Origin of the sequence: Desulfomicrobium baculatum DSM 4028 (assembly GCF_000023225.1) — a bacterium.
GTDB lineage: Bacteria > Desulfobacterota > Desulfovibrionia > Desulfovibrionales > Desulfomicrobiaceae > Desulfomicrobium > Desulfomicrobium baculatum.
In genome coordinates this window covers 1816671-1841018 of the sequence record NC_013173.1, presented here as the reverse complement: position 1 = coordinate 1841018, position 24348 = coordinate 1816671, and the positions used below count along the sequence as shown (strand labels likewise).

The window sequence follows — 24348 nt, the reverse complement described above, 5'->3', positions numbered from 1 at the left end:
GTTTGCTTGATGACAAGGCGTTCGTCATACAGAACCCAGACTTTCAAATCGGGTCATGGGAGAGAGGGGATGATTCTGTCCATGTCGTGCATGTAGAGTTCGATCTTGCATCGGGTCCCGGCATCGGTCAGGGGCTTTGCTGCGTGGGTGTATTCATGGTGTGCCATGAAGCACCAGGACAGGCCGCGCAGGATGATGACCTGTTCCATGATCCGGCTGAGATGGATGAGCTCTTCAAGCGCCGGGGGCTCGGGCAGTTGGCGGTGGTAGGTCTGCAGGAATGCGTTTTTTTGCTGCGGGGCGAAAAGCGTCTCGCTTTTCCACAGGGTGGTCGTGGGTGCCAGAAAATGCCCCAGATCCTGATGGCGGCTGGAGACCACGGCCTTTTCCCAGTCCACCAGAAACGCCGCTGTTGGAGAGATCAGAAAGTTGCCAGAATTGACTTCCGTGTTGACCACGCAGAGGCGGTCGGCTGCGAAGAGGGCGCGGTTATCCTCGCCCAGGCGCACGATGCGTCCGTGATAGTCGATCAAGCGGGCGCGCTGCCGCGTCAGGGCGTGATCTGGATAGCGGTTGATGAGCGTCAGGCTCTCCGCGGCGATGGCCGCGATCGGATCCTCCTGCACCAGCAACTCCGGACAGGGCGGCAGGGCATGGATGCGCGCGAATATGTCCGCCGCGCGTTCCAGGTCGCGTTCGTAGACCAGCGCTTCGCCCGGCAGATGCTGCATGAGCATGACTCCGCCGCCGAAAGGCCGGTGATCCGGATGCACGCGCACGGGACGCGGAGTCACTCCGGAAGGTGCGACGCATTGCAGCACCTTGAATTCATATCCGATCTGGTCATCCAGACCGAGCTGGCTGCCATGGTTGATACGAAACACGAGGCGCTGGTTCCCGCACTGCACAAGAAAATTCTGATTGTACTCGCCGGCTGCCAGGAAGCTGACTTCTGGCGTGTCCCGCACCCATTCGTGATCGAGCAGAAAGGAGCGGATCAGGGTTTCCATGCGTTCTCCACCAGCCCGAGGCTGCGGATGAGATCCATCGAGCGTGATTTTTTGTTCCGGTTGCGGGCGGCGTAGGCGGACAGATCATCCAGCGTGTCCACATCCGGCCAGGCTGGCAGGAGATGATGGGTCAGGCCTGCGGCCGTGAAGTTGGCCCGGGTCTTTTTCAGGACCTGCGGGCCGCTCCAGGAGACCCCATTAAAAATGTCAACGGGCAGGGGCTCGCGCAGGCCCAGAAGGTAAAAACCTCCGTCGGTTGCCGGACCCAGGCAGACCTGGGCGGCACGCAGGGCTGCGAACGCCTCTTTGATATGCTGTCCCGGCAGATCGGGCAGGTCGCTGCCGATGAGCACCGCTGTTTCGTTTCCCCGCAGAGCCAGGTGCAGGGCGTGCAGCATGCGCTCGCCCAGGTTAGCCCCCTGTTGCGGGCAATATCCGATCCCGGGGCCGAAAAGGCGCTTGTAGTCGGCCAGGGGGAGGCTGGGGTCGCAGCACATGGTCACTTCTGCGCCGATCTCCTTCAGCATGTGCAATTCGTCCTGAATGAACGCCTCGTGCAGCTTCGCCGCGCACTCAAGCCCCACTGTCTGCCCCAGCCTGGTTTTGACCATGCCGGGCTGCGGATATTTGGTGAAGACCAGCACGCGCATGGTTCAGCCCTCGTGCCTGCGATACAGGCTGGCCAGCATTTTTGGCGGCACTCCGCAGTGGTAAAAGAGTCGCAGGCAGAGGTTGCGCAGGGTGCAGCGCAGGATGCCTTCACGCAGCTGACGCCGGGCGGAGGTGCGCACCGGCATGGCCAGGATGCGGATGTTGTGTCCCTGCCTGCGCAGGCGGGTCATGAATTCCAGGTCTTCCATAATGGGTATGGGCGCGAATCCGTTCAGTTCCTCGAAAACGCTGCGGCGCACGAAGATGGCCTGGTCCCCGTAGGGCACGCGGGTGCGCCTGGAGCGCAGGTTGGCCAGCGCGGCGATGAAAGACAACCCCGGCGTGCGCGGTTCGTAGCGCAGGCTGAAGGCCCCGCCGGAAAGGCGTGTGTCGCGCAGGGTCTGGCGGATGAGGGTGAAGGCGTTTGCGGGCAGGAGGGTGTCGGCATGCAGAAAAAGCAGAACGTCGCCCCCGGCGGCTGCCGCGCCGTGGTTCAGCTGCACCCCCCGGCCGGGTGGGGAGGACAGCCGCAATACGGGAGTGTCGCCTATGCGGGTCAGGGTGTCGGCTTCGGGCGCGCCGTCAACGACAAGTATTTCGGTGTCCGTGCCTGCTTCTTCAATATGGATTTGTCGCAGGAGGTCTTCCAGCAAGGCGGCGATGCCTTTCTCCCGGAAGACCGGGATGACAACGGATATCTTCATTCCACCACAATGGACTTGCCCAGGCTGCGACACAGGCACAGCCGGGATGAGCGGACCAGAACCATGAGCGGGCCGCTTGAGTTGGAAATCATCTCTATCTGCGTGCCCGGCGTGATACCCATGGCTGCGAGCTTGCTCAGATGACAGCCCTGGGATTTGATCAGACATTGGACCACCGCTTTTTCGCCGTCTTTGAGGTCGCAGAGGGTGCGGACCCCATTGACCGTGTCTTTGAGTTTGCAGAAAAACATTACCACCCCATCCTCATGCCGAGCTGGTACGCGGCCACAGCCAGGGCAAAGGCAAAGCTCGTGTTGAAGACGACGCTGAAAGCGGCCCATGCCCAGGAAGCCTCGCGGGCGATGGCGACCACGGTCACAAAACAGGGGGAATAGAGCAGCACAAAGATCATGAGGCTCACCGCCACGCTGGTGTTCCAGCCGGGAGCGGAAGCGATGCGTTCGGAGAAGCTCTGCGTCTGGTCGTCGCTCAGGGCATGGGCCGTGGCCAGGGTGGAGACGATGACCTCCTTGGCCGCGATTCCTCCCACCAGGGAGATATTGGTCCGCCAGTCGAACCCGGCCCAGGCCGTGACGGGCTCGATGGCGCGTCCCATACGACCGGCCAGGGAATTGGCCAGAGTTTCTTCCTTCAGGCGCAGGCTGAATTCTGAAATGTCGTTGTGCAGCGCCAGCCGGATCTCTTCCACCGGTTCCGAAGCCAGGCGCGTCTCCAGACTTTCTATCTGGGCCTCTATGGGCGCGGCCACCTCCACGGAGAGGGCCGGAAAGGTCATCATAGCCCAGATCAGAATGGAGATGGCCAGAATCACGGTGCCGGCCTTTTTGATGTACTGCCAACCGCGCTCCCAGGTGTGCAGCACCATGCCTATGGCCGTGGGCATGCGGTAGGGCGGCAGCTCCATGACAAAGGGGGTGGACGGCCCGCGAATGACGGATGAACGCAGCAATTTGGCCACCACCAGGGCCGCGGCCCAGCCGGCCAGGGTGATCAGGAACATGACTCTGGCCCCGTGTCCCGGAAAGAAGGCGGCGGCGAGCAGGATAAAGACGGGCACTTTGGCCCCGCAGACCATGAAGGGGGCGGTCAAGAGCGTAGCCAGCTTCTCCTTGGGGCTCCTGAGGGTGCGCGCGGCCATGACGCCGGGCACGGCGCAGCCTCCGGGGATGCCTCCGGAAATGATGAAGGGCACGACCGAGCTGCCGTGCAATCCGAAGATGCGAAAGACCCGGTCCAGCATGTAGGCCATGCGCGCCATGTACCCGGAATCTTCAAGAAAAGTGATGCCCAGAAACATGATCAGGATAAGCGGTACAAAGCCCAGCACACCGCCAACGCCGGCGATGATTCCGTCCACGATCAGGGATCTGGCCAGGCCGCCGGGCATGTGCATGGCCAGCGCGGAGAGCCATTCGAAAAAGGACTCGACCCAGCCCATGGGAACCTGGCCGATGGCGAACGTCACGCTGAAGAGTCCGTAGAGGACGCAGAGCATGATGGTCGGCCCGGCCAGTTGATGGGTCAGGACGCTGTCGATCTTGTCCGACAGGTCGGCGCGGCCCTGCAGATCGGGTTGAATGGTCAGCACGCCCTGGCGCAGAATGGACGAGATGTATCCGTAGCGGTAGTCGGCGACAATGAATTCCGGCTGGGTCTTGAGTGTTTTTTCGCAGTGCCGGGCGACATCGTCGGCCATGTCGCGCATGTTGCGGTGCAACTCGGAATCCGCCTCGAAAAGCTGCCGCACGACCAGATCGTTTTCCAGAAACTTGAGGGCCAGCCAGCGCGGGGGATAGGTCTGTGTCAGAAAATTCCGTTCTTTTATGAGGTCGGTCATTTCCTGCAGGACCGGGTCGAGGTCGGGGCCGTAGGAGATGTGCAGCGGCTGCCAGACCTTTTGCGGGTGATTCATGGCGGCATCCAGGGCTTCGCGCACCCCTTTGTCGGAGCGCGCCACGGTGCGTACCACCGGCACATTCATGAGGCTCGCCAGACGCTGCGAATCGATGGTCATGCCTTTGGCTTCCAGGGCGTCGACCATGTTCAGGGCCACGGTCACGGGAATGCCGATTTCAAGGAACTGCACCGTCAGGTACAGGTTGCGCTCCAGACTGGTCGCGTCGAGGACGTTGATGACGCCCTGGGGGCGCTCGTGGATCAGAAAGTCCCGAGCCACCAGCTCTTCCTGGGAATAGGCGGTCAGGGAGTAGGTGCCGGGCAGGTCCACCACTCGGGTCAGTCCGGCCGGGGTGTCCACATACCCTTCCTTCTTCTCCACGGTGATACCCGGATAATTGCCTACGTGTTGCCGCGAGCCGGTCAGGGCGTTGAACAGGGTTGTTTTGCCCGCGTTGGGGTTGCCGGCGAGGGCTATGGTTGCAATGACAGGTTCAGACAAGATCGTTATCCGGGAGTTCAACGGTGATGAAATCGGCTTCACTGTTGCGCAGGGTCAGGGTGAAACCCTTGAGCCGCAGGGCCACAGGGTCTTTGAGCGGTGCGCGGCCGATGACGATGATTTCCGTTCCGGGCACCAGCCCCATGTCGCGGATACGGCGGCCAAGCTCTCCCTGCGCGCCGATGGTCTTGATGATGCCATGCTGATTCACGCGCATTTCACGCAAATTGACGATGGTAGGCACAGGATCTCCTTGATGCGGTCTTTCGACTCGTGTTTGAGCCGAAGAGACAATATTTAGTACGTCTAATTTGTCAAGCAGCTTAAGGGCTCTTTGCAGCCGTTATGTAAGCTCAACAGACTGTGATTTTGAGATATTTTACCAGCTTCACAAGCGTTTTCTTTGGGTTTCGCAGCGCGGACATGAAGTTTTCAGGATGTTTTTGAGCTGGGCTCGGAGCTGCCAGGACACTTGTCATCCTGCCGTTCCAGGCAGGATTTGATGCATTCGGAGCAGTTGGTGCACGTTCCTCGCTCATTGCAGGAGCGGGTGAACGCCTCCAGCCAGTCCTTGCCGGTGCGGGGGCAGGTCATGATGAAGCGGGCGAATTTGGTCAGGGTCTCAAGGCTTTCGTCGTCGATGTGGTGTTCGAGCTTGCAGGCCGTGTCCTCGGCCACTTCGGGCCGGATCTGAAGAAAGGTGTGTAGGAAGTCGTAGAGCACCTTGTGGCGGTGCACGATGCGGGTCGCCGTGCGGAATCCTTCGGGAGTAAGGGTGACCGAACTGTAGGGCTGGTAATTGATGAGCCCCCGCTGGGAAAGCTTCTGCAGCGCGTTGGTGACCGAGGCCCTCTGCACGCCCATGGCGTCGGCGATATCCTTGGCCCGGGCCTCGGAATTGACTGACTCCAGGGAGAATATGACTTCGAGATAGTCTTCCAGATTGGAGGACATGTGGTCCATGGTGTTGTCCTTTTGCGGTTGCTCGAAAAATGTTAGTTACGACTAGTAATTTTGCGTGCACGTGGCAAGAGGAAGATGAAACATGAAAAGCGCAAGCAGCCAGACCCTTTTCAGGCAGGTAAAAAATAGGTAAGGGTTGCAAATCGTTACTGCTTGAACCCGAAGGGAGTGAATCGTGTCTGATATACCGCTGCTTTCCATTGAAGAAACGCTGGAGCGCATGTCCGGAGACCGGGAACTGCTGGCCAATCTTTTTCAGCTCTACATCGACGATGCGCCCAAGAAGTTGCGCAGTATCGAGGAGTTTGCGAGTCAGGGTGAATTCTACCAGATCGAGCGCACCGCCCATTCCCTGAAAGGCGCTTCGGCCACGGTGGGGGCGACCCGGCTCTGCGGGCTTGCCGCCGAGCTGGAGCGGGTCGCCAAGGCCCGGTCGCGGGACCGGATCGATGCCCTGCGCACGGAGCTGACCCTGGTCTGTGAAGAGACCCTGGAGTCCATGCGCAGGTTTTGCGCGGACTAGAGCCGGGCCTCATCCGGCATGGTGAACATGCCGTCCTCGTAAATGACCGTTTTCGTGCCGCCGCGCAGGAAAGCGGTCACTTTTTTGGGTTCGGTATTGACCAGGTCCCAGTGCAAGGCCGAATCGTTGAAGCCCAGCTCCTTTTTGCGTTCATCCGTCAGTTCCGCCGGATCTCCCGCGTAGGTGTCGGCATAGGATGCTCCCACCGCGACATGGCAGTTGCCGTGTTCGCCGCCGAAATTCTCGTCGAAAAGCGTGTGCGCCATGAAGGCGTTGATGGGCGAGAAACGCTTGTCGGTCAGCGAAAATTCGCCAAGCCGGCACGCGCCCGGGTCCATTTCCAGTTGCGAGCGCACAAACTCCTCGCCCTGATCCGCCTTGACCACCCGGGCCTGGCCTGCGGAAAATTCCAGGGTCACGCCGCTGACCAGGTTGCCGCTGCGGTAGGAAGGCTGGTCGGCGTGGTAGGTGCCCTCGGTCAGGCGGTAATCCGGTGAGATGAAGAGCTCGAAGCTTGGGATATTGTGTCCCGAGATGCCGATCCAGCAACGGGACTCTCCGGGGTGGATTTTAAGGTCCGTGGAAGCGGACTGCACATGGTAATACTCCACATCCATGCCGTTGAGCCATTCCTTGACGCCATGAGCCTCTCGGAAAATTTCCTCCCAGGTGGCCACGGGGTCGGCTTCGTCCAGGTAGGACGCGCGTATGATCTGGGCTGCGTAATCCTCCGGGGAAAGTCCCGCGTTTTCGGCCAGGGCCGGGGTGGGCATGAGGCAGAGGGTCCAGCCGAATTGCCGGGTGGCTTCGCGTTTGTCCAGAATGTCGCGCAGGTATTTGCGAGCCAGGGAGAAGGTGGCGATCTTGGTCGGCGGGATGTCTTTCAAGTGCGTGATGGAGTCCGGAGCCAGCAGAGAAATCAGCCCGGCCAGGTGCTCATAGAGTTCGCGGTCGCCGGGGATGACAAAAGAGAGCTGCTCTTGCCAAGCGAGGCTGAAATAGCCTTTCTCCAGGGTGCTCGGGGGATTGATGCGCAGCACGGGATTGAGGCCCTGCGCGAGGATCAGGGACTGCATCTTTTCGGCCAGGGGCAGGGCCGCAAGGTCCGTACGCACAAGGACGATGTCTCCCGGCGCAAAGGGGGTGACGCGGGCTTTCTGCATGCCCCAGAACAGGACTTTCGCGTATTTTTCGAGTTGGATATCAGTCAGCATGTATTTCTCCTTGAGGCCTTGGGAGTACTCCCAGGCGAATGGTCAGTAGGTGGCGCTCGGCCTCGTCGAAGACGAAATCGTCCAGCGGGGCGAGGCCTTGCCGCCTGCGCCAGGACCGGTGCAGGCTGTGATAGCTTTTGTCCATGGCGGAGCCTGGCTCAAGGCCGATCGCTTGCGCGATGTCGGTGATCGACTGAGGCTCAGCCTCGATTTCAAGAAAATGGCCGAAGGGCAGAATGTCCAGGAAGACAAGGCCTTGCGGTAACTCCCAGACGGCGCGGAATTTCTCGTAGCGCAGCCGCGGCGCATAGCCCAGTCCGCGCAGGATGGCGTCCATGGCGTTCGGGTCCTGGACTATGATCTCCCGCTCGATGCGGCTCTTGATTCCTTTATTCTCGTGGTCCGGCGCAGGCTCCTTGAAAGTCAGGGTCGAAGTTTGGGTCGCGGCGTGGGCGCAGCGCAGGCGCAGCAGGCGTCCGGAGGCGGCCAATTCGCCGTCGCGGTCGTAAACCGTGTTGGACTCGAAATGCCACGGCGTGCAGAGCCTGCCCAGACTGCGCAGTCGGGGCTCCATGTCCCGGCAGTCGCCGAGCATGAATTTTGCCTCGTGCTCGATGCCCAGCGCGCTCACCAGAAGATCCAGAGCACGACCGGGGCCAGGGCCAGGCGGTACCAGGCGAAGGGGCGCAGGGTCAGGCGGCCCAGCAGCGCGATAAAGCCCTTGACCGCGAGCCAGGCCGAGACAAAGGACACGGCGAAACCAACGCCCAGGATAAGAAAGTCATCGGGGCTGAAAAGACGCCAGCTTTTAAGCATGTCGTAGCCCGTGGCCGCGAACATGATGGGCACGGCGGCGACAAAGGAGTACTCGGCGGCGGTGCGGCGCCCGGCGCCAAGGATCATGCCGCCCATGATGGTCGCGGCGGAGCGCGAAAATCCGGGCCACAGGGACAGGCACTGAAAGCAGCCGATGCCCAGCGCCAGGGCCGGGGTGATCTCGTCCAGGCTTGTGACCCGGTTTTTGGCGGGCATTCTTTCAACCATGAGAATGGCCAGGGCTCCGGCAGCCAGGGCAAAGGCCACGGTCACGGGAGAAAAGAGATGCTCCTTGATGGCCGAGTGGGCAAAGAGTCCGAGCATGGCTGCCGGCAGAGAGGTCAGAAAAAGCAGGATCAGGCCGCGCATGCCGCTGAAGGGTCGCTTTGTCGGGCGTACAAGCCCCCAGAAGGTTGGCCAGTAGAGGGCGACCACGGCCAGGATGGCCCCGAGCTGGATGACGATGCTGAAGGTTTCGGCCTTGGGGCCGGTGAAATCGAGCAGGTGTCCGGCGATGATCAGGTGCCCGGTGGAAGAGACGGGCAGAAATTCGGTCAGGCCTTCGACAATGCCCAGGATGATGGCGTTCAGATATGATGTCATGTGATTTCGGGGGTGGAAGTGAAAAAACCGTCCTACGCACGGGCGACAGAGGGGTCAATACCGCCTTGCCCGCGAGGTGGGCTTGAGGTAGCTTTGCACGCTTTGATCACAAGGGGAACAACGTGCGTACACTTCGGTTTTACAAGGCAAGTCCCGGCGGCAATGCGACCATTCTCATCCTTGATGCGGTGCCGCCTGGACAACGGGCGCAGCTTGCCCGGCTTCTTATGGATGCGAATCATCTGCAGGCCGAGCAGGTCGGCTTTTTAGACCTTGGGGCCGACCCTGTGCGTCTCGACATGATGGGCGGTGAATTCTGCGGGAACGCCTGCCGCGCGGCTGCGGCGGTCATGGCCCGGGAAGGCGTTGGGCTGGCCCGGATCGGCGAGGAACTGCGCGGGGAGCTTCGGGTGTCGGGCGTTGATCGTCCGGTGGCGCTGCGGGTCGCCGCGGATGGGTATGAATGCTGGGTCGAGATGCCGCTGCCAGTATCTTCTGACGTCGGCAGGCACGACTGGATTTCGGAGCTGGAACCGGGCCTTGGGCTGGTGCGCCTGCCGGGCATCACGCATCTCTGCCTTGACGAGGAGCTGCACCCTTTTGCCGAGGATTTCGAGAGTGCCTGCGCTGCCCTGCGGGCGAAATTCGGTCTGGATGAAGAGGCCGTGGGCTGCCTCTGGTACCGGACCAGTCCCACGTGCGCCATCAAACCCGTGGTCTGGGTGCGTTCCACCGCCTCTACGCATTACGAGACCGGCTGCGGTTCGGGCAGCCTGGCTTTGGCGCTGTGGCTGGGGCGTGGGAAAAATTTGCCCACGGATCTGCGGGTCCTGCAGCCCAGCGGCAGCGAGATCGGCGTGCGCGCCGACGGTGACGGTCCCGGCGTCTGGATTTTTGGACCCGTGACCCTGGTCGCCAGAGGCGAGGCCTTTCTTTAAGCTATCTCTTCATCTGGATGGCCGTCTGCACGACCTGGTCGCCTGTGGTGATGACCTTGCTGTTGGCGTCGAATCCTTTTTGAGTGATGATCATGTTCACGAATTCGGTGGCCAGGTCGACATTGGAATTTTCCAGGCTGCTGGTGATGACGCTTCCAAGCCTGCCTTCTCCGGCCCAACCCACAGAGACGGCCCCGGAATCCTTGGTGGCGGAAAAAAGGTTTCCTCCTTCTCGAAAGAGTCCCTGCGGATTGATGAAATCGGCCATGGGGATCTTGTAGAGGCCCTGATTCTGACCATTGGAAAAGTAGCCGACGAGCACTCCTGCGGTGTCCACGCTGACCGATTGCAGGAATCCGCGTTCATATCCGTTCTGGGATTGATAGAGGGTGCTGGATCCGGAGTTGAAATTGGTGATCGAGAGGATCTGCCTGTCCGCGTTTTGCAAGGAAGGCAAATCCGAAATCGCCGTGCCCAGATCGGCCAGGGTGTTCACCCCCGCAGGCAGCGCCCAGCCGGAATTCGAGCGCAGTCCCATGTCCAGAGCGCTTGAGATGGGCTCCGCTCCGACCAGGTTCACGTTCAGGACAGGGTAGCCGTCTTCGGACAAATTGACCGGGACCCAGCTGTTTTTGTCGTCGGAGGAGCCTTCGAAGGCGCTCATGTTCAACAGTTCGCCCGATGCCGTGAAGGTCAGGGTTCCGGTCATGAGCACGCCTTTTTTCGTGTCCAGGCCGGAGGCGTCTTGCGTGGGCGGGATGGTGACCAGAAATTCCCACATGCGGTTGCCGCTGGGGACGCTCGCGCCGTCCTGCACAGGATCGAAATAGGCCCTGACCTCATGCGCTCCGCCGTCGGAATCGTAGATCTTCATGGCCGATTGATACGAGTAGGCCCCCGCGTCCAAAGGCTCCGGCTGCGTCGCATCCCAGCTGTCGAAGAGGGCCGTGAAGGGGCTGGTCGTGCTGGTGCTCCGTTCTTGCGAGCTTGAATCGAGGTTGATCATCATGCGCATTTCCGTCGTCGCTTCGGGTTCGGAGACGGGACCTCCGCCGTCCTGCATGTCGAGACGGATGTCCGTGATGGGAGCGCTTGCGGCGGGCGGAATGACAGGCGCCGTGTCCAGTATGGATTCCGCCGGCATCCGATAGCCCTGCAGGATGTTCCCTTGCGGATCACGCAGGTAGCCTTCCGCGTCGAAGCGGAAGTTGCCGGCTCTGGTATAATGCTGGTCGCTGCTTCCGTTGGGCGAGACGATGAAAAATCCCTTGCCGCTGATGGAGATATCGGTGGCCGTGTTGGTCGGTTCCAGCGCTCCCAGCGACATGTCGTACAGAATGGAACTGACGCCGACGCCTTGCCCGACCTGGTTGCTGACGCTCGCCGAGCCCATCTGCTGGCTCATCAGGGTATTGAAGATCATGTGCGAGGATTTGAATCCAACCGTGCTCACATTGGCTATGTTGTCGGAAATGACCGCCATGTTCTTCTGTTGGGCCATGATCCCCGTGGTGCCGATATAAAGGGAAGAGGAGATGCTCATGAATGCCTCCGGGACTGAAAAAATGCGTGTACGATCCGGCAGAATTTTCCTGCCTGCCCAGCAAAATGCAGGAATGGGTCCATGGGCGCGGCTGGTGCTTGCCGCAGTGTTCATGGGCTGGGCGTGCGTGGCCCTTGCGGGCGGGCTTCCGGCCCTCTATGCGCCGGGACATCCGGGCTGGAAGGAAAAGGAGTTCGTGGGGCGGACTGTCTATACGCCGCTGCAAGAGGAGAAGCTGCTGCTGGCCGAAAGCAACGGCACGGCCTCGGGGCTATTTTTCGAGCAGTCGATTGATCTTCGAGCAACGCCTTGGCTCAACTGGTCCTGGAAGGTGGAGAACGTGCTTCAGGGCGTAAACGAGCGCGAGAAGGGCGGGGATGACTATCCGGCCCGTATTTACGTGGTGGCCAAGGGCGGGCTGGCCTTCTGGAAAACCAAGGCCCTGTCCTACGCCTGGTCCAGCACCGAACCCGAGGGCGCCATGTGGCCCAACGCCTTCACGTCGAGCGCCTACATGGTCGCGGTGCGCAGCGGAACCGCCCGTGTGGGCGAACTGGTCACGGAAAAGCGCAACATCCGCGAGGACTGGAAACAGGTCTTTGGCGAGGATATCGAGGAAATCGACGCCGTTGCCATCATGACCGACACGGACAACTCGGGCCAATCCGCCCGGGCCTGGTACGGGCAGCCGTGGTTTTCAAAGCACTAGTCACGATTGCCTGAACAAAAAGAGCCCCCTCCACGGCGTGTGGAGAGGGCTCTTTTTTCAGGAAAAGATTCCAGCCTTACATGGCCATGAGTCTGGCCACGCGGTCTTCGGTCGCGGGGTGGGTTGAAAAGAGGCTGGCCAGCTTTGATGCCGAGAGCGGATTGACGATGAACATGTGCGAGGTGGCCTGGGTGGCTTCCTCCATGGGGGCTCTGGTTGCGGACTGCTGCAGCTTCATGAGCGCGCTGGCCAGGGCTTTCGGTTTGCCGCACATTTTCGCGCCGCCCTCGTCGGCCATGAATTCGCGCGAACGCGAAACGGCCATCTGGATGAGCATGGCCGCGATGGGCGCGATGATGGCCATGGCCAGGCTGCCGAGCACGCTTCCGCCGCCTTCCTCGTCGTTGCTGCGTCCCATGCCGAAAATGGCCGCCCACTGCAGCATGCTGCCGAGCATGGAGATGGCTCCGGCGATGGTCGCGGCGACGGTGGCGATAAGGGTGTCGCGGTTCATGACGTGAGTCAGTTCGTGGGCCATGACTCCTTCAAGCTCGTCGCGCGAGAGGATGCGCATGATGCCCGTGGTGGCGGCGACCGCTGCATGCTCCGGGTTGCGGCCGGTGGCGAAGGCGTTGGGGCTGTCCGACGGGATGACGTAGACCTTGGGCATGGGCATGTTCGCCTTGCGCGCCAGGTTTTCGACGATGCCGTAGAAATCCGGACTGTCGGCGCGAGTCACTTCGCGGGCTTTGTACATCTTGAGGACGATCTTGTCCGAGTTCCAGTAGGCAAAGAAGTTCATGCCGCCGGCAATGACAAAGGCGATGATCATCCCGGACTTGCCGCCGATGGCGCCGCCCATGGCGACAAGCAGCAGCGTCAGCAGGGTCAAGAGAAACGTGGTCTTCAGCAGGTTCATTTTTTTCTCCGTTTACATCCGGGGTAAAGAAAAAGACCTTTACCCGTGTTCATGTGGATAAAGGTCTTGCTGATCTCGACCGTTGTCGGATTCCCGGGTCCGGGCGTATGCGCCGTACTGACGAACCACGGGTCGGTTGCCGGGTTGGCCCGGGAACCGCTAGCTACTCCCCTTTTTGATTTAATTGAAATAAGTACCGGCTCGGCGGCTGTCAAGGGTGGCCCGGCAGGCGTTTCACAGGCGGTCGCAAAAAACGACACGCGCCTGGCTATCGATCCTTCTCGTCGCCGTTTGCTTCAATGTCTTCACCGTTTCCGTTGCACTCGCAATGATCGTGAGCCTTGCGGTCCTCTTCTTCGCGGATGACCCGGCGCAGGACCTTGCCGACGATGCTCTTGGGCAGATCGTCCCTGAACTCGACCTGTTTCGGCACCTTGTAATTGGCCAGCTTCTCCTTGCAGAAGGCGATGACGTCGGCTTTGGTCAGGCTCTCGCCCTCGCGCAGCACGATGTAGGCTTTGATGATCTCGCCGCGGGTCTTGTGCGTGATGCCCACGCTGACGGCCTCCTTGATGGCCGGGTGTTCATGCAGCACTTCGTCGATTTCGCGCGGGTAGACGTTGTACCCGCCGGTGATGATCAGATCCTTCTTGCGGTCGACGATGAAAAAAAAGCCGTCCTCGTCCATGTACGCGATGTCGCCGGTATAGAGCCAGCCGTTTCTGAGCACGCTGGCCGTCTCGTCGGGGCGTTTCCAGTAGCCCTGCATGACCTGCGGGCCGCGCACGACAAGTTCTCCTATCTTGCCCACGGGCAGCGGCAGGGAACCTACTTCCATGTCCACGATGGCGGCGTCGGTGTCGGGAAAGGGCAGACCGATGGAGCCGTTCTTGCTGTTGCCGCGCAGGGGATTGAGGTGCGTGATGGGCGACGCTTCGGTCAGGCCGAAGCCTTCGATGATGTTGGCCCCGTTGCTCAGGCTGTTGAATTTTTCCATGATCGGCACAGGCATGGGCGCGGAGCCGGAGATGCAGTAGCGCACGGAGGAAAGATCATATTTGTGCAGGTTCTTCTGCTGCAAGAGGGCGATGAAGATCGACGGCGCGCAGGGAAAGATGGTCGGTCTTTTCTTGTGGATGGTCTTAAGCACGTCCAGAGGCACGAACTTGGCCATGGGTACCAGCGTCGCGCCGATGAGGGTGCCGAAATTGACGCAGACAGTCAGCCCGTAAATGTGAAAAAAAGGCAAAAGGCCGAGCATGACCTCGCCCGAGTCCTTGATGGTGTGCAGGATGGCCCGGGCCTGCTGGGCGTTGTAGCCCAGATTGGCATGGGTCAGCATGACGCCCTTGGACACGCCCGTGGTGCCGCCGGTGTATTGCAGCGCAGCCAGATCCTTCACGGGATCGACGGGATGGGGCGGTTCGATGGTCGCCCGCTTGAGAAGTCCTTTCCAGGGCAGCACGTGCGTGCTGTCGTACGGGATGGGTTCGAGCTTGTATTCGCGCCTGGATTTGAGCGTGTAGAGGACGCTTAGCGGAAAGCTCAGACAGTCGGCGATGGAGGTCACGAAGATGCGCCGCAGGTGCAGCCTGGAGCGCAGGGCGTCCACGCGTTTCCAGAGCAGATTCAACGTGATGAGGGTTTTGGCCTCGGAATCGTTGAAATGATGGAGCAGCTCCTTCTCCATGTACAAGGGATTGGTCATGACGACCACGGCCCCGAGCTTGAGGCAGGCCCAGTAGGTGATGACCGTCTGCGGACAGTTGGGCAGCATGATGGCCACCCGCTCACCGGGTTTGACCCCGGCCTTTTTCAGGTTGGCAGCGGCAAGATCCACCAGACGCTTGAGCTTTTTGTAGCTCACGCTCCAGTTGTTGAAGACTATGGCTGGACGGTCCGGATAGCTGGCCGCCGCACGCTCCAGAATTTCGAAGAGCGGAACGGTTTCATAGTCCAGGCTCGGACTGACTTCCTGATCATAGTGCTTGAGCCAGACCTTGTTTATCGCCTCTGCAATCATGTGCTCCCCCGGCGGCTGTGAAGTGTGAAGGATGTCCTACAGTTCTCCGCGTTTTGGCGCAAGCCTTGGGGACCAGTCAGGTTTCAGGATACAGGGTTGCCCTTACGGACGGTCGAGGATCATAAGCACTTCCATGTGCCAGGTGCCGGGGAACATGTCGAAGAGGGTCAGGGACGAGATGCTCCAGCCGGCCGCAAGGAGCGGCTTTGCGTCGCGGACGGTGTTGACCACGTCGCAGGAGACCCAGGCCAGGCGTTCAAGGCCCGGCATGCCCAGAAGGGTGCGGCCGATGCCCTTGGCGCCGGTGCGGGGTGGGTCCAGGATGGCGGCGCGGGGGGCGAAGTCTTCCACCATTTTCCAGGCGGCCGGTTTTGCCAGGTTGGCATCGCGGAAAGTGACCGACTTCAGGGCCAGCCGATCGGCGTTGCGCATGCCGGTATCCACGGCCGGGGCCGAGCCTTCCACGGCCAGTACGGATTTGCCCCGACTGGCCAGGGGCAGGGCGAAATTTCCCGCTCCGGAGAAGAGGTCGGCGATGCGTTCAAAGCCATGCAGCGCGTCCACGGTGCTGCGCACCAGATGCTGGTTCAGCGCCCAATTGGCCTGGAAAAAGGTGCTCGGCGGCAGTTGCAGGGTCAGACCGAAATCGGGGAAGGAGAAGGGCAGCAGCACGTTGTCCCGTTCCGTTGCGGTCTGCCCCGTGTCCGGGCTGGCCGCGATGGTGAAGCGGCCGTCTGGCAGGCCTTTTGCCAGGGCGGGCATGGCACTGGCCAGGGGCGCGGCCAAAAGGTGGCAGTCGGTCAGGGGAACGAGGTCGTTGCTGGCGTGGCCCATGGCGTGGGGAAGGCCGGAGGCGACATGGATCTGGCCGCGCTGGCGGTAGCGCCAGCCCTGGGGGCTGGGCACGACCCGGAGCTCGGGAATGCGCAGGCCGTGATCCCGGCCAAGCGCGCGGGGCAGGGCGTCGCGCAGGATGTCCGCCTTGAGCTGCGTGCCCGTTTCCGGAGCGACCATGCCGAAGCGCGAACCCCCGCAGTCCGCGGCGTGGGGACAGGGATGAATTCCGCGCAGCGGCGAGGGGCTTTGGATCTTTACGGCCTCGGCCTGCAGGAAATCCTTGGCCGTCTTGGTCACGCGTACGTCCACAACCTCTTCCGGCAGCACGCCGGGTTCGATCATGACCACCTGTCCCGAGTCCTGGCGGGCCAGACCGCGCCCGCGCCAGAGCAGTTTTTCGACCTTGAGGGTCAAGAGATCGCCTACGGTGCTCATTATCAGGCGAGTCCGAGCCAGGCGGTCAGGATGCGCTGGATGAGCTTGACGGCGGCGGTCTCCGATGCCTGGGAGCCGTGAATGGGCGCGAGTTCGCACATGTCCATGCCGACCAGCTTCGGGCCCAGTCCGTCGAGCCACAGCTCTTTGCAGAAGCGGGTCATCCACCTGTAGGGGATGCCGCCGGGTTCGGGTGTGCCCGTGCCGGGGATGACGCTGGGGTCCATGCCGTCCACGTCGAAAGAGATATACAGGGGCCTGCCCCCGATAAAGGCCCGGATGCGTTCTGCCGCCTCGCCAGGAGTGGGCAGGTCCCAGGCGAAGAGGGTCATGAGTTCCGAGGGGTTCTGCGCGCGCATGTAGTCCCGTTGCTCCCGGCAAAGGGAGCGGATGCCGATCTGGGCCAGGGGGATGCCCAGCTGCCGGGCCCGGGCCATGATGCAGGCGTGGGAATACGGGCTGTCCTCGTAGCTTTCGCGCAGGTCCGCATGGGCATCGATGTGCAGCAGGGCCAGGTCGGGATGGGCCTGCCGGTAGAATTCGAAAAGGGGTAAGGGCACCGAGTGCTCGCCGCCCAGTGTCAGGACGAAGTCCTTGGTCGCGTCGAGTCCCTTGAGGTGTTCGCGCATGGCCTGGTGCAGACCATCGGGACCGCTGGCCGGGGGATGGACCACGGGGAGCGGGGTAAAGTGGGCCAGATCGGCCAGATCAAGGTCCAGTTCCGCGTCAAAGGATTCAATCTGCACGCTGGCCCGGAACAGCGCCTCCGGGCCCAGGCGCGTGCCCGTGCCGTAGCTGACCGTGCCTTCGTATGGGACGGGCAGTACGTAAATATTACGTCCCCGCCGTGGCCCGAGGTCAAAAAATTCGTGATGCATGGATGTCTCCTTCAGACAGGATGTGATGCCCGGCGTGCGTGAAACGGCGCAGGATCAGAGCGGAGTGCGGGAGCGCAGCAGCATGCCGCCGATGCCGCTGCCCTTGAGCTGTTCCTTGAGGGCCAGGGCCGAGTCCACGGTGCCCTGATGATGCACGTAGACACGGTACCAGGTCTTGCCCTCGTGGGTGGCCGTGACCACGGACGTCTTGAATTTCGACGGATCGAGCTTTTTCAGGAAGGTCTGGGCCTGCTCCATGGAAGCCAGGGCCGCGACCTGATAGTTGAAGACAAAGACCTCCTCCTTGGCGACTTTTGCCGCCGGGGTCGGACTCTGGCCGGCCGCGACCGCTGCCGACTGCAGGGCCGCGTCAATGGCCGACTGTTGCGGCTTGGGCGCGGCAGCGGTCTCCGGCTTGACCGGAGGAGGTGTTGGCGCCTTGGCCTGCGGGGCTGGAGCCGGAGCCACGGAAGTGGGCCCCTGCTTCAGTTTGTCGAAGAATTCAAGTTCCTCTCCTTTCAGGACTTCCTCATTCTTTTCAGTCAGCAGCGGAAAGTCTTCGGGGAGCACCTTCTGGGCCATCTCCATGGCCATTTTTTCGGGCTGGTAGCCGCGTCCCACGATGATGCCAAGAATGAATGACCAGGCCATGCCGATAACCACAAGCACGGCCAGCGACAAAAAACCCGACAAGCCAAGCTGAAAACTGAGCTTGTTCTTGTCTTTCTTTTTGGTGGTGCTTGATTTGCGTGTAATCATGATGCGGTAAAGTCCGATTGCTCTACATGCGCTCGGGCGCGTTCACTCCCAGCAGATCAAGACCGGCTTTGAGTACCCCGGCCACGGCTTGGAAAAGAAGAATGCGGGCCTGCAGCAGCGCCTGGTCGTCCCCGGACAGAATGTGGTGAACAGTATAATAACGGTGCAGCAGTCCCGCAAGTTCCATCAGGTAGTAGCTGACGTGATGCGGCGAGAGGGTCCGGGCAGCCAGTTCCAGTGTGTCCTCGAAGGCGTCCAGGGCTTTAAACAGGGCCTTGTCCTCGGGGGTGGTCAAGAGGGCCATGAGCGCGCCCGACGGCTCGGGCAGGGCCACGCCCTGTTCCTCGGCCTTGCGCATGAGCGAGCTGATGCGGGCGTGGGCGTACTGTACGTAGTAGACCGGGTTGTCCATGGACTGCTGTTTGACCACGTCGAGGTCGAAATCCAGGTGCGAGTCGCTCTTGCGCGACAGGAAGATGAAACGCGCCGCATCCACGCCCACCTCGGCGCAGACATCGGCCAGGGTTTCGAACTTGCCGGCGCGGGTGGACATGGCGATCTGCTCGCCGCCCTGGATCAGGTTCACAAGCTGCACCAGAATGACCTGTAGGGATTCGCGGTCCTTGCCCAGGGCCTCGATGGCCGCCTTCATGCGCGGCACGTAGCCGTGGTGGTCCGCGCCCCAGATGTCGACCATCATGTCGAAGCCGCGAGCGATCTTGTTGTCATGGTAAGCAATGTCGGAGGCGAAATAGGTCAAAAGACCGTCGGATTTTCTGAGCACGCGGTCCTTGTCGTCGCCGTGGTCCGTGGACCGAAACCACAGCGCCCCGTCCTTTTCATAGGCCCGGCCTTCGGCCAGGAGACGGTTCAGGGATGCCTCGACCTGGCCGCCGTCGACCAGGCTCTTTTCCGAGAACCAGTGCTGGTGTTCGACGCGAAAATCGATGAGGTCCTGCTTGATGCCGTTCAGGATGTCCGTCATGCCGCGTTCGTAGCACAGGTCCAGAGCCTCTTCCTCGGGCAGGTCCAGCAGGGCCTTGCCTTTTTCGGCCAGGAGGGCGGCGGAGATGTCTTTAATGTAGTCGCCGCGGTAGCAGTCCTCGGGGAAGGGGATCTCGATGCCGCAGGCCTGCTGGTAGCGCACCCACACGGCCAGTCCCAAAAGGCGCATCTGGCGTCCGGCGTCGTTCAAATAGTACTCGGTCTCGACCTCGTGTCCGGTGAAGCGCAGGATGCGGGTCAGGCTGTCGCCCACGGCCGCGCCGCGTCCGTGCCCGATATGCAGGGGGCCGGTGGGGTTGGCGGACACGTACTCGACCTGCACCTTGCGGCCCTGGCCGACATCGATGCGGCCGAAGTCGGCTTTGTTTTCCAGGGCTGCCAGGGCCACTTCCTGCCAGAAGACGGGCTTGAACGTGAAATTGATGAAGCCCGGCCCGGCGATTTCGATGCTCTCGATCTCGGGGCACATGGCCAGCAGTTCGGTTTTCAGCGCCTCGGCCACGGTGCGCGGGTTCTGGCCTTTTTCCTTGGGCATGACCATGGTGATGTTGGTGGCCATGTCGCCGTGCTGTTCGCTTTTGGGGGCCTCGATGGTGGTCTTGGCCGGAAGGGCCTGCCCTTTGGCGGCCATGAGTGCGGTCAATTTTTCAGAAATATAGTTTTTGGCTTTCATGCCAGAGTCTCCTCAAAGGCTAGCGGCGTGTTCAAGAGTGCTGACGGACAGGGTCTGGGCCCCGTCCCGGTCTTTCAATATCTGGGAGATCATGCGCGACAGGGCGCCCTTGGGGCCCAGTTCGATAAAGGAGCGCATGCCGTCGGCGTACTGGTTTTCGATGATCTGGGTCCAGTACACGGACGAGGTCATCTGGCGCTTCACGGTCTCTTTCAGCGCCCGGGCGTCAGCTTCGGGCCTGGCCGTAACGTTCAGATAGACCGGGGTCTGCGGGTCGCGCCAATCAAGCTTGTCCATGAATTTGGCGAGCTCGTCTCCGGCTTCGCTCATGTACGGAGAATGGAACGCGTTGCTGACCGGCAGGACCAGGGCCCGGCCCTTCAGGGGTTTGACCCCCGCGCAGACATGGTCCACGGCCTGGGCATGTCCGCTGATCACGAACTGGCCCGGGGTGTTGTAGTTGGCGATGCGGATTTCCTGGCCGGTCAGGCCGGCTGCGGCCGCGACCAGTTCTTCGACCTTGGCCTGATCGAGCTTCAGGATGGCGGCCATGCGGCCGTCCTGGTTCACAGCCTCGTCCATGAGCCTGCCGCGCAGGCAGACCAGCTCCAGGACGTTGTCCAGGGAAAGGACCCGGGCCGCGAACAGGGCCGCGAATTCGCCCAGGCTGTGCCCGGCCATTCCTGCGGGGCTCAGCTTTTCGGCCACAAAACACCACAGGTTCATATTGACAACTGTCAGGGCGGGTTGCAGATTCCGCGTCACCGCCATGGCGTTTTCGTCACCGTCCCAATATATTTCGCGCAACGGCAGGCCGCTCAGACGCTCGGCTTTTTTCCACAAGTCCATGGCCTCGGACCAGTGTTCGGCCAGATCCCGGCCCATCCCGGGCTCCTGCGATCCCTGGCCGGGAAATACTATGCTCTGTGTGGTCATTGTTCCTCCAATCAAAAAACTGAGCTGCTTGTATCCGCAGCCCCCGCGCAGGTAAAGGGAAAATCCCCCGGGGCTGCGCCTTGCGGGCAGCGCCCCGGGCAAATGCCTGTAAGGTGTAACCCAGTGAAACCCGTCCCCGACGTGAACAAGGAATGTCTATGAATTCTTTTCCGGACGCGCGTGAAATCGCCGTCAGGGCCCAAGGCCTGGGACGGGTCCTGACCGATGACCAGGCCCGCCTCTTAAGCGTCTATCTTGGTCTTCTCGTCAAGTGGAACAGCCGCATGAATCTGGTCGGGCCCGCGACCTGGACCGAAATCCTCGATACCCTGATCCAGGACTCCTGGCATCTGGCGGATCTGCTGCAGACCCTCGCGCCCCAGCCCGCCCAGACCTTGGATCTGGGCGCGGGAGCGGGCTTGCCGGGCATCCCGCTACGCGTCTTCTGGCAGCAGGGCGATTATTATCTGGTGGAGCCCCGGCAAAAGCGGGCCATCTTCATGGAGCAGGCCGTGGCGCACATGAAGCTGCCCCGGACCAGGGTCATCTGCGCCCGCATGGAAGCGCTCCCCCCGGCCAGACGCGAGGCCGGGCTCATCGTCAGCCGGGCCTTCATGCCCTGGCAGAAGCTTCTTGTCGCGGTGAAGGGTTGCCTCGCCCCGCAAGGGCGGGTGCTGGTCATGAGCAACGAAACTTCCGCCGACACGGTGGATGGCTACAGCCTGGAGCAGGTCCGGGACTACACGGTGGCCGGGAAGAAAAGGTATTTCAGGCTATTTGTCCTTGGCGGGCATGACTTCTGAGAGATGCGGCATGAGCAGGCGCGTGGCAACCTTGTCGACCTCCTCGGCCAGGTCCATGAAGCGTTCGAGATATTCAAGAATCTCGATCTTACGGTCCTCGGCGGAGTAGCCGTAGTCTTCCTCCAGCTGGCCGGAGGTCAGGTATTCCTCGAATTCGTTCAGAAATTTTTCACTCAGCATGGGACCTTCCTTGGGCGTGCGCTATCGACCGGGTTTACCTGCCACAAGAGCCCCGCGTGGTCAAAGAGCTTGAAGGATGGACCAACAAAAAGGGTTAGCGGCCTGTTAAGCTGCTAACCCTTTAATCTTTCATGGTACCGGAGGCGAGACTCGAACTCGCAAGGGGTTGCCCCCGGAGGATTTTGAGTCCTCTGCGTCTACCATTCCACCACTCCGGCGTGAGGAGTCGTTCTTAGTGAAGCCGTATTTCAAAGTCAACCAGATTCTTGGGAAAAATCCCAGTTGCAGGAGGATTTGTGTCGATGTCCTCCAGACAATGCTTGACGGGGCTGGCTCAGAAGCAAGGCAAGGGGCTGAGTATGTTCGCCCAGGCCGGTGACCTGCCGGACAACTTCGGACCACTCGATTCTTGCCGATTTCTCTCACGCTTCAAAGCTTCTTAGGGATAGCGCTGACAAAAACCGTTCTCCATGCACCTGGAGAAATTTCTCTGCGGCCTTGAATCCTTCGTGTAATGGCCTTATCAAGAAGGCATGTCTATTTACCGAAGCTCCAATTCCTTCCGTATTCTCGGCGTACTGGCGGCCCTTATTCTGGCCGTGCTGGCAGGTTTTGTTTTTGCGCAGGAGGCGGACACGGGGCGGCGGGGGTATGTTCTGACCGTTGATGATGCCATCGGACCCGCCACCCGCGACCACATTGTGCGCAACATCACGCGTGCCGAGAAAGAGGGCGCGGAGGTGGTCGTGTTGCGTCTGAACACTCCTGGCGGACTTGATGCTTCCATGCGCGACATCATCCGCAAGATTTTGGCCTCCGAAGTGCCGGTGGTGACCTGGGTCGCGCCGGCCGGATCCCGTGCCGCCAGTGCCGGAACGTACATCATGTACGCCAGTCACATCGCGGCCATGGCCCCGGCCACCAATCTCGGCTCGGCCACGCCGGTGCAGATCGGGGGCGGCGAGAGCGACAAATCGCCATCGAGCTGGGAGCGTGCCCGGGAGGCGATGGAAAAAATGCGGGATGGGGATGAAGGCGCCAACGCTACGGAGCAGCCGGAAAATCTGCCCGAAGAGCCGGAAAACCTGCCCGACGACGCCATGGGGCGCAAGGTCGTCAATGACGCCGTGGCCTACATCAAGGGTCTGGCCGAGCGTCACGCCCGCAATGCCGAGTGGGCCGAGCGCGCGGTGCGCGAAGCGGTCAGCCTGACGGCCTCCGAGGCCCTGGAGCAGAGGGTTGTGGATGTTGTCGCGGCCAACCTGCCCGAGCTTCTCGAAGCCATCGACGGTCGCGAGGTGCGCATGGAGAACGGCACGCGCACCCTGCAAACGGCAAATCTTGCCACCGTCGAGATCGAAACCGACTGGCGCACCGAACTGCTGGCCATCATCACCAACCCGACCCTGGCCTACATGCTGCTGATGGTGGGCATCTACGGCCTGATTCTCGAGGGCTACAACCCGGGCGCCATGGTGCCCGGGGTAATCGGCGGCATCTGCCTGTTGCTGGCGCTGTACGCCTTCCAGATCCTGCCCGTGAACTTCGCCGGGCTTGCGCTCATTTTGCTCGGAATGGCGCTGATCGGGGTGGAGCTTTTCATTCCGGCCTTCGGCATCCTTGGGATCGGGGGCATTGTCGCGGTGGTGGCTGGTTCGGTCATTCTTTTCGAGGGCGACATGCCCGAATTCCGCATCAACACATATGCAATTGTCGGCATGGGAGCCGGCTCTGCTCTGCTCTTCGGCGGCATCGTCTGGGTGGCCGCACGCACGTTGCGAAAACCGCGGCTCAGCAGCCGCGAGGCAATGGTCGGCCTTGAAGCCGAAGCCATTCAGGATTTTATCGACGGACTCGGGAGGGTGCATCTGCAGGGCGAGAACTGGTCGGCCAGGTCAGGGCATCCGATCCGTCAGGGCGACAAGGTCCGCGTTATCGCCATGGAAGAGGAGGGGCTTGTCCTTTCCGTGACCAAGGCGCCGACCGACAACGACAAACACTAAAAAGGAGAACCGCATGAATCCCTTTTTTCTGCAATTTGCGACTTTTGGCGTAGTCCTGCTGGCGGTCTTGCTTTACTTTACGATCAAGATCCTGCGCGAGTACGAGCGCGGGGTGGTCTTCACTCTGGGCCGGTTCGACAAGGTCAAGGGGCCGGGCATGATCATCCTCATCCCCTTCGTGCAGCAGATGGTGCGGGTGGACCTGCGCACCGTGGTCATGGACGTTCCCACCCAGGACGTCATCTCCCACGACAACGTGTCCGTGCGGGTCAACGCCGTGGTCTACTACCGGGTCATCGATCCGGAAAAGGCCATCATCGCCGTTGAGCATTTCATGGAAGCAACCAGCCAGCTGGCCCAGACCACCTTGCGCTCCGTGCTCGGAAAGCATGAACTCGACGAAATCCTGGCCGAGCGCGACAAGCTCAACGAGGACATCCAGAAGATTCTCGACCGCCAGACCGACGGTTGGGGAATCAAGGTCTCCAACGTGGAGATCAAGCATGTCGATCTCGACGAATCCATGATCCGGGCCATCGCCAAGCAGGCCGAGGCGGAGCGGCAGCGACGCGCCAAGGTCATCCACGCCGAAGGCGAGCAGCAGGCCGCGCAGAAGCTGGTGGAGGCGGCGCAAAAGCTGTCCGAAAGCACCAATGCGATCCAGCTCCGCTACCTGCAGACACTGGGCGAAATCGCCGGGGAGAAGAACTCGACCATCGTTTTCCCGGTGCCCATCGACACCCTGAAGACCTTGTTCGGCGGAAAGTCTTGAATTGTCGCCGGTCGAGGGAGATGCTCCGGGGA

At 61.3% G+C, this 24348-nt stretch carries 25 protein-coding genes and 1 tRNA gene; 6 read left to right on the top strand and 20 right to left on the bottom strand.

What is annotated here, in order from left to right; translation table 11 throughout:
* Window positions 1-53 precede the first annotated feature (53 nt).
* The 7 genes from DBAC_RS08155 to DBAC_RS08125 form a co-directional block, all read right to left on the bottom strand.
* A complete protein-coding gene (locus DBAC_RS08155; RefSeq protein ID WP_015773809.1) occupies window positions 54-1010 on the bottom strand; it encodes a phosphotransferase family protein in 957 nt (318 codons plus the stop codon).
* The gene (locus tag DBAC_RS08150; RefSeq protein WP_015773808.1) at window positions 998-1660 is read right to left on the bottom strand and encodes a TIGR04282 family arsenosugar biosynthesis glycosyltransferase; all 663 of its coding nucleotides are present in this window, start codon (window positions 1658-1660) and stop codon (window positions 998-1000) included. The genes DBAC_RS08155 and DBAC_RS08150 overlap by 13 nt, the downstream gene beginning before the upstream one ends.
* A 3-nt stretch (window positions 1661-1663) precedes the next feature.
* Complete coding sequence (locus DBAC_RS08145) at window positions 1664-2365, bottom strand: TIGR04283 family arsenosugar biosynthesis glycosyltransferase (protein ID WP_015773807.1); 702 nt, start codon at window positions 2363-2365, stop codon at window positions 1664-1666.
* On the bottom strand, window positions 2362-2616 hold the full coding sequence (locus DBAC_RS08140) for a FeoA family protein (protein WP_015773806.1): 255 nt from the start codon (window positions 2614-2616) through the stop codon (window positions 2362-2364). Before DBAC_RS08140 ends, DBAC_RS08145 begins: the two co-directional genes overlap by 4 nt.
* On the bottom strand, window positions 2616-4784 hold the full coding sequence (gene feoB / locus DBAC_RS08135; protein ID WP_015773805.1) for a ferrous iron transport protein B: 2169 nt from the start codon (window positions 4782-4784) through the stop codon (window positions 2616-2618). The genes DBAC_RS08140 and feoB overlap by 1 nt, the downstream gene beginning before the upstream one ends.
* Window positions 4777-5028 (bottom strand): FeoA family protein, encoded by a 252-nt coding sequence (locus DBAC_RS08130; protein ID WP_015773804.1) that lies wholly within the window; start codon window positions 5026-5028, stop codon window positions 4777-4779. The genes feoB and DBAC_RS08130 overlap by 8 nt, the downstream gene beginning before the upstream one ends.
* A gap of 188 nt (window positions 5029-5216) precedes the next feature.
* Window positions 5217-5747, bottom strand: coding sequence for a metal-dependent transcriptional regulator (locus tag DBAC_RS08125; RefSeq protein ID WP_015773803.1), 531 nt, complete (start codon window positions 5745-5747; stop codon window positions 5217-5219).
* A gap of 175 nt (window positions 5748-5922) precedes the next feature.
* On the opposite strand from DBAC_RS08125, the gene DBAC_RS08120 reads away from it, so the two are divergent.
* Complete coding sequence (locus tag DBAC_RS08120) at window positions 5923-6270, top strand: Hpt domain-containing protein (protein WP_050762070.1); 348 nt, start codon at window positions 5923-5925, stop codon at window positions 6268-6270.
* Here DBAC_RS08120 and DBAC_RS08115 read toward each other — a convergent pair.
* Genes DBAC_RS08115 through DBAC_RS08105 form a run of 3 tightly spaced genes read right to left on the bottom strand, consistent with a single transcriptional unit; the run spans window position 6267 to window position 8903 of the window.
* The gene (locus DBAC_RS08115; protein WP_015773802.1) at window positions 6267-7484 is read right to left on the bottom strand and encodes an aminopeptidase; all 1218 of its coding nucleotides are present in this window, start codon (window positions 7482-7484) and stop codon (window positions 6267-6269) included. The genes DBAC_RS08120 and DBAC_RS08115 overlap by 4 nt on opposite strands.
* A complete protein-coding gene (locus DBAC_RS08110; RefSeq protein WP_050762068.1) occupies window positions 7474-8115 on the bottom strand; it encodes a class IV adenylate cyclase in 642 nt (213 codons plus the stop codon). The genes DBAC_RS08115 and DBAC_RS08110 overlap by 11 nt, the downstream gene beginning before the upstream one ends.
* Window positions 8112-8903 carry an undecaprenyl-diphosphate phosphatase gene (locus DBAC_RS08105; protein ID WP_015773800.1) on the bottom strand — a complete coding sequence of 264 codons (792 nt, stop codon included), beginning with the start codon at window positions 8901-8903 and terminating at the stop codon, window positions 8112-8114. Before DBAC_RS08105 ends, DBAC_RS08110 begins: the two co-directional genes overlap by 4 nt.
* A 122-nt stretch (window positions 8904-9025) precedes the next feature.
* Between DBAC_RS08105 and DBAC_RS08100 the strand changes: the two genes are divergently transcribed.
* Window positions 9026-9841 carry a histidine racemase CntK family protein gene (locus DBAC_RS08100; RefSeq protein ID WP_015773799.1) on the top strand — a complete coding sequence of 272 codons (816 nt, stop codon included), beginning with the start codon at window positions 9026-9028 and terminating at the stop codon, window positions 9839-9841.
* A 1-nt stretch (window position 9842) separates the two neighbouring features.
* Here DBAC_RS08100 and DBAC_RS08095 read toward each other — a convergent pair whose 3' ends face one another.
* Window positions 9843-11384 (bottom strand): flagellar hook protein FlgE, encoded by a 1542-nt coding sequence (locus DBAC_RS08095; protein WP_015773798.1) that lies wholly within the window; start codon window positions 11382-11384, stop codon window positions 9843-9845.
* Here DBAC_RS08095 and DBAC_RS08090 point away from each other — a divergent pair.
* On the top strand, window positions 11383-12093 hold the full coding sequence (locus tag DBAC_RS08090; protein WP_218915601.1) for a DUF3047 domain-containing protein: 711 nt from the start codon (window positions 11383-11385) through the stop codon (window positions 12091-12093). The two genes, DBAC_RS08095 and DBAC_RS08090, sit on opposite strands and share 2 nt — an antisense overlap.
* 76 nt (window positions 12094-12169) lie before the next feature.
* Here DBAC_RS08090 and htpX read toward each other — a convergent pair whose 3' ends face one another.
* The 7 genes from htpX to DBAC_RS08055 all read right to left on the bottom strand — a co-directional run bounded on the left by htpX (window position 12170) and on the right by DBAC_RS08055 (window position 20558).
* Window positions 12170-13012, bottom strand: coding sequence for a zinc metalloprotease HtpX (gene htpX, locus DBAC_RS08085; protein WP_015773796.1), 843 nt, complete (start codon window positions 13010-13012; stop codon window positions 12170-12172).
* 268 nt (window positions 13013-13280) lie between these two features.
* A complete protein-coding gene (locus DBAC_RS08080) occupies window positions 13281-15035 on the bottom strand; it encodes a long-chain-fatty-acid--CoA ligase (RefSeq protein WP_015773795.1) in 1755 nt (584 codons plus the stop codon).
* A gap of 102 nt (window positions 15036-15137) precedes the next feature.
* On the bottom strand, window positions 15138-16307 hold the full coding sequence (locus tag DBAC_RS08075) for a class I SAM-dependent RNA methyltransferase (protein WP_015773794.1): 1170 nt from the start codon (window positions 16305-16307) through the stop codon (window positions 15138-15140).
* A gap of 2 nt (window positions 16308-16309) precedes the next feature.
* Window positions 16310-17185 (bottom strand): agmatinase, encoded by an 876-nt coding sequence (gene speB, locus DBAC_RS08070; RefSeq protein ID WP_015773793.1) that lies wholly within the window; start codon window positions 17183-17185, stop codon window positions 16310-16312.
* A gap of 54 nt (window positions 17186-17239) precedes the next feature.
* Complete coding sequence (locus DBAC_RS08065; protein ID WP_015773792.1) at window positions 17240-17944, bottom strand: SPOR domain-containing protein; 705 nt, start codon at window positions 17942-17944, stop codon at window positions 17240-17242.
* A 22-nt stretch (window positions 17945-17966) separates the two neighbouring features.
* Window positions 17967-19622, bottom strand: a complete 1656-nt coding sequence (gene argS, locus DBAC_RS08060) for an arginine--tRNA ligase (RefSeq protein WP_015773791.1) — start codon at window positions 19620-19622, stop codon at window positions 17967-17969.
* 12 nt (window positions 19623-19634) lie between these two features.
* Window positions 19635-20558 carry an ACP S-malonyltransferase gene (locus tag DBAC_RS08055; RefSeq protein ID WP_015773790.1) on the bottom strand — a complete coding sequence of 308 codons (924 nt, stop codon included), beginning with the start codon at window positions 20556-20558 and terminating at the stop codon, window positions 19635-19637.
* Window positions 20559-20716: 158 nt separating this feature from the next.
* Here DBAC_RS08055 and rsmG point away from each other — a divergent pair, with 158 nt between their 5' ends.
* Window positions 20717-21361 carry a 16S rRNA (guanine(527)-N(7))-methyltransferase RsmG gene (rsmG, locus tag DBAC_RS08050; RefSeq protein ID WP_015773789.1) on the top strand — a complete coding sequence of 215 codons (645 nt, stop codon included), beginning with the start codon at window positions 20717-20719 and terminating at the stop codon, window positions 21359-21361.
* Here the strand turns inward: rsmG and DBAC_RS08045 are convergent.
* A complete protein-coding gene (locus tag DBAC_RS08045) occupies window positions 21332-21541 on the bottom strand; it encodes a hypothetical protein (RefSeq protein WP_015773788.1) in 210 nt (69 codons plus the stop codon). The genes rsmG and DBAC_RS08045 overlap by 30 nt on opposite strands.
* Window positions 21542-21673: 132 nt before the next feature.
* Window positions 21674-21759: transfer RNA gene (locus DBAC_RS08040), tRNA-Leu, on the bottom strand.
* Between the two features lie 315 nt (window positions 21760-22074).
* Between DBAC_RS08040 and DBAC_RS08035 the strand changes: the two genes are divergently transcribed.
* A complete protein-coding gene (locus DBAC_RS08035) occupies window positions 22075-23544 on the top strand; it encodes an NfeD family protein (RefSeq protein ID WP_015773786.1) in 1470 nt (489 codons plus the stop codon).
* A 13-nt stretch (window positions 23545-23557) separates the two neighbouring features.
* Window positions 23558-24316, top strand: a complete 759-nt coding sequence (locus tag DBAC_RS08030) for a slipin family protein (RefSeq protein WP_015773785.1) — start codon at window positions 23558-23560, stop codon at window positions 24314-24316.
* Window positions 24317-24348 lie beyond the last annotated feature (32 nt).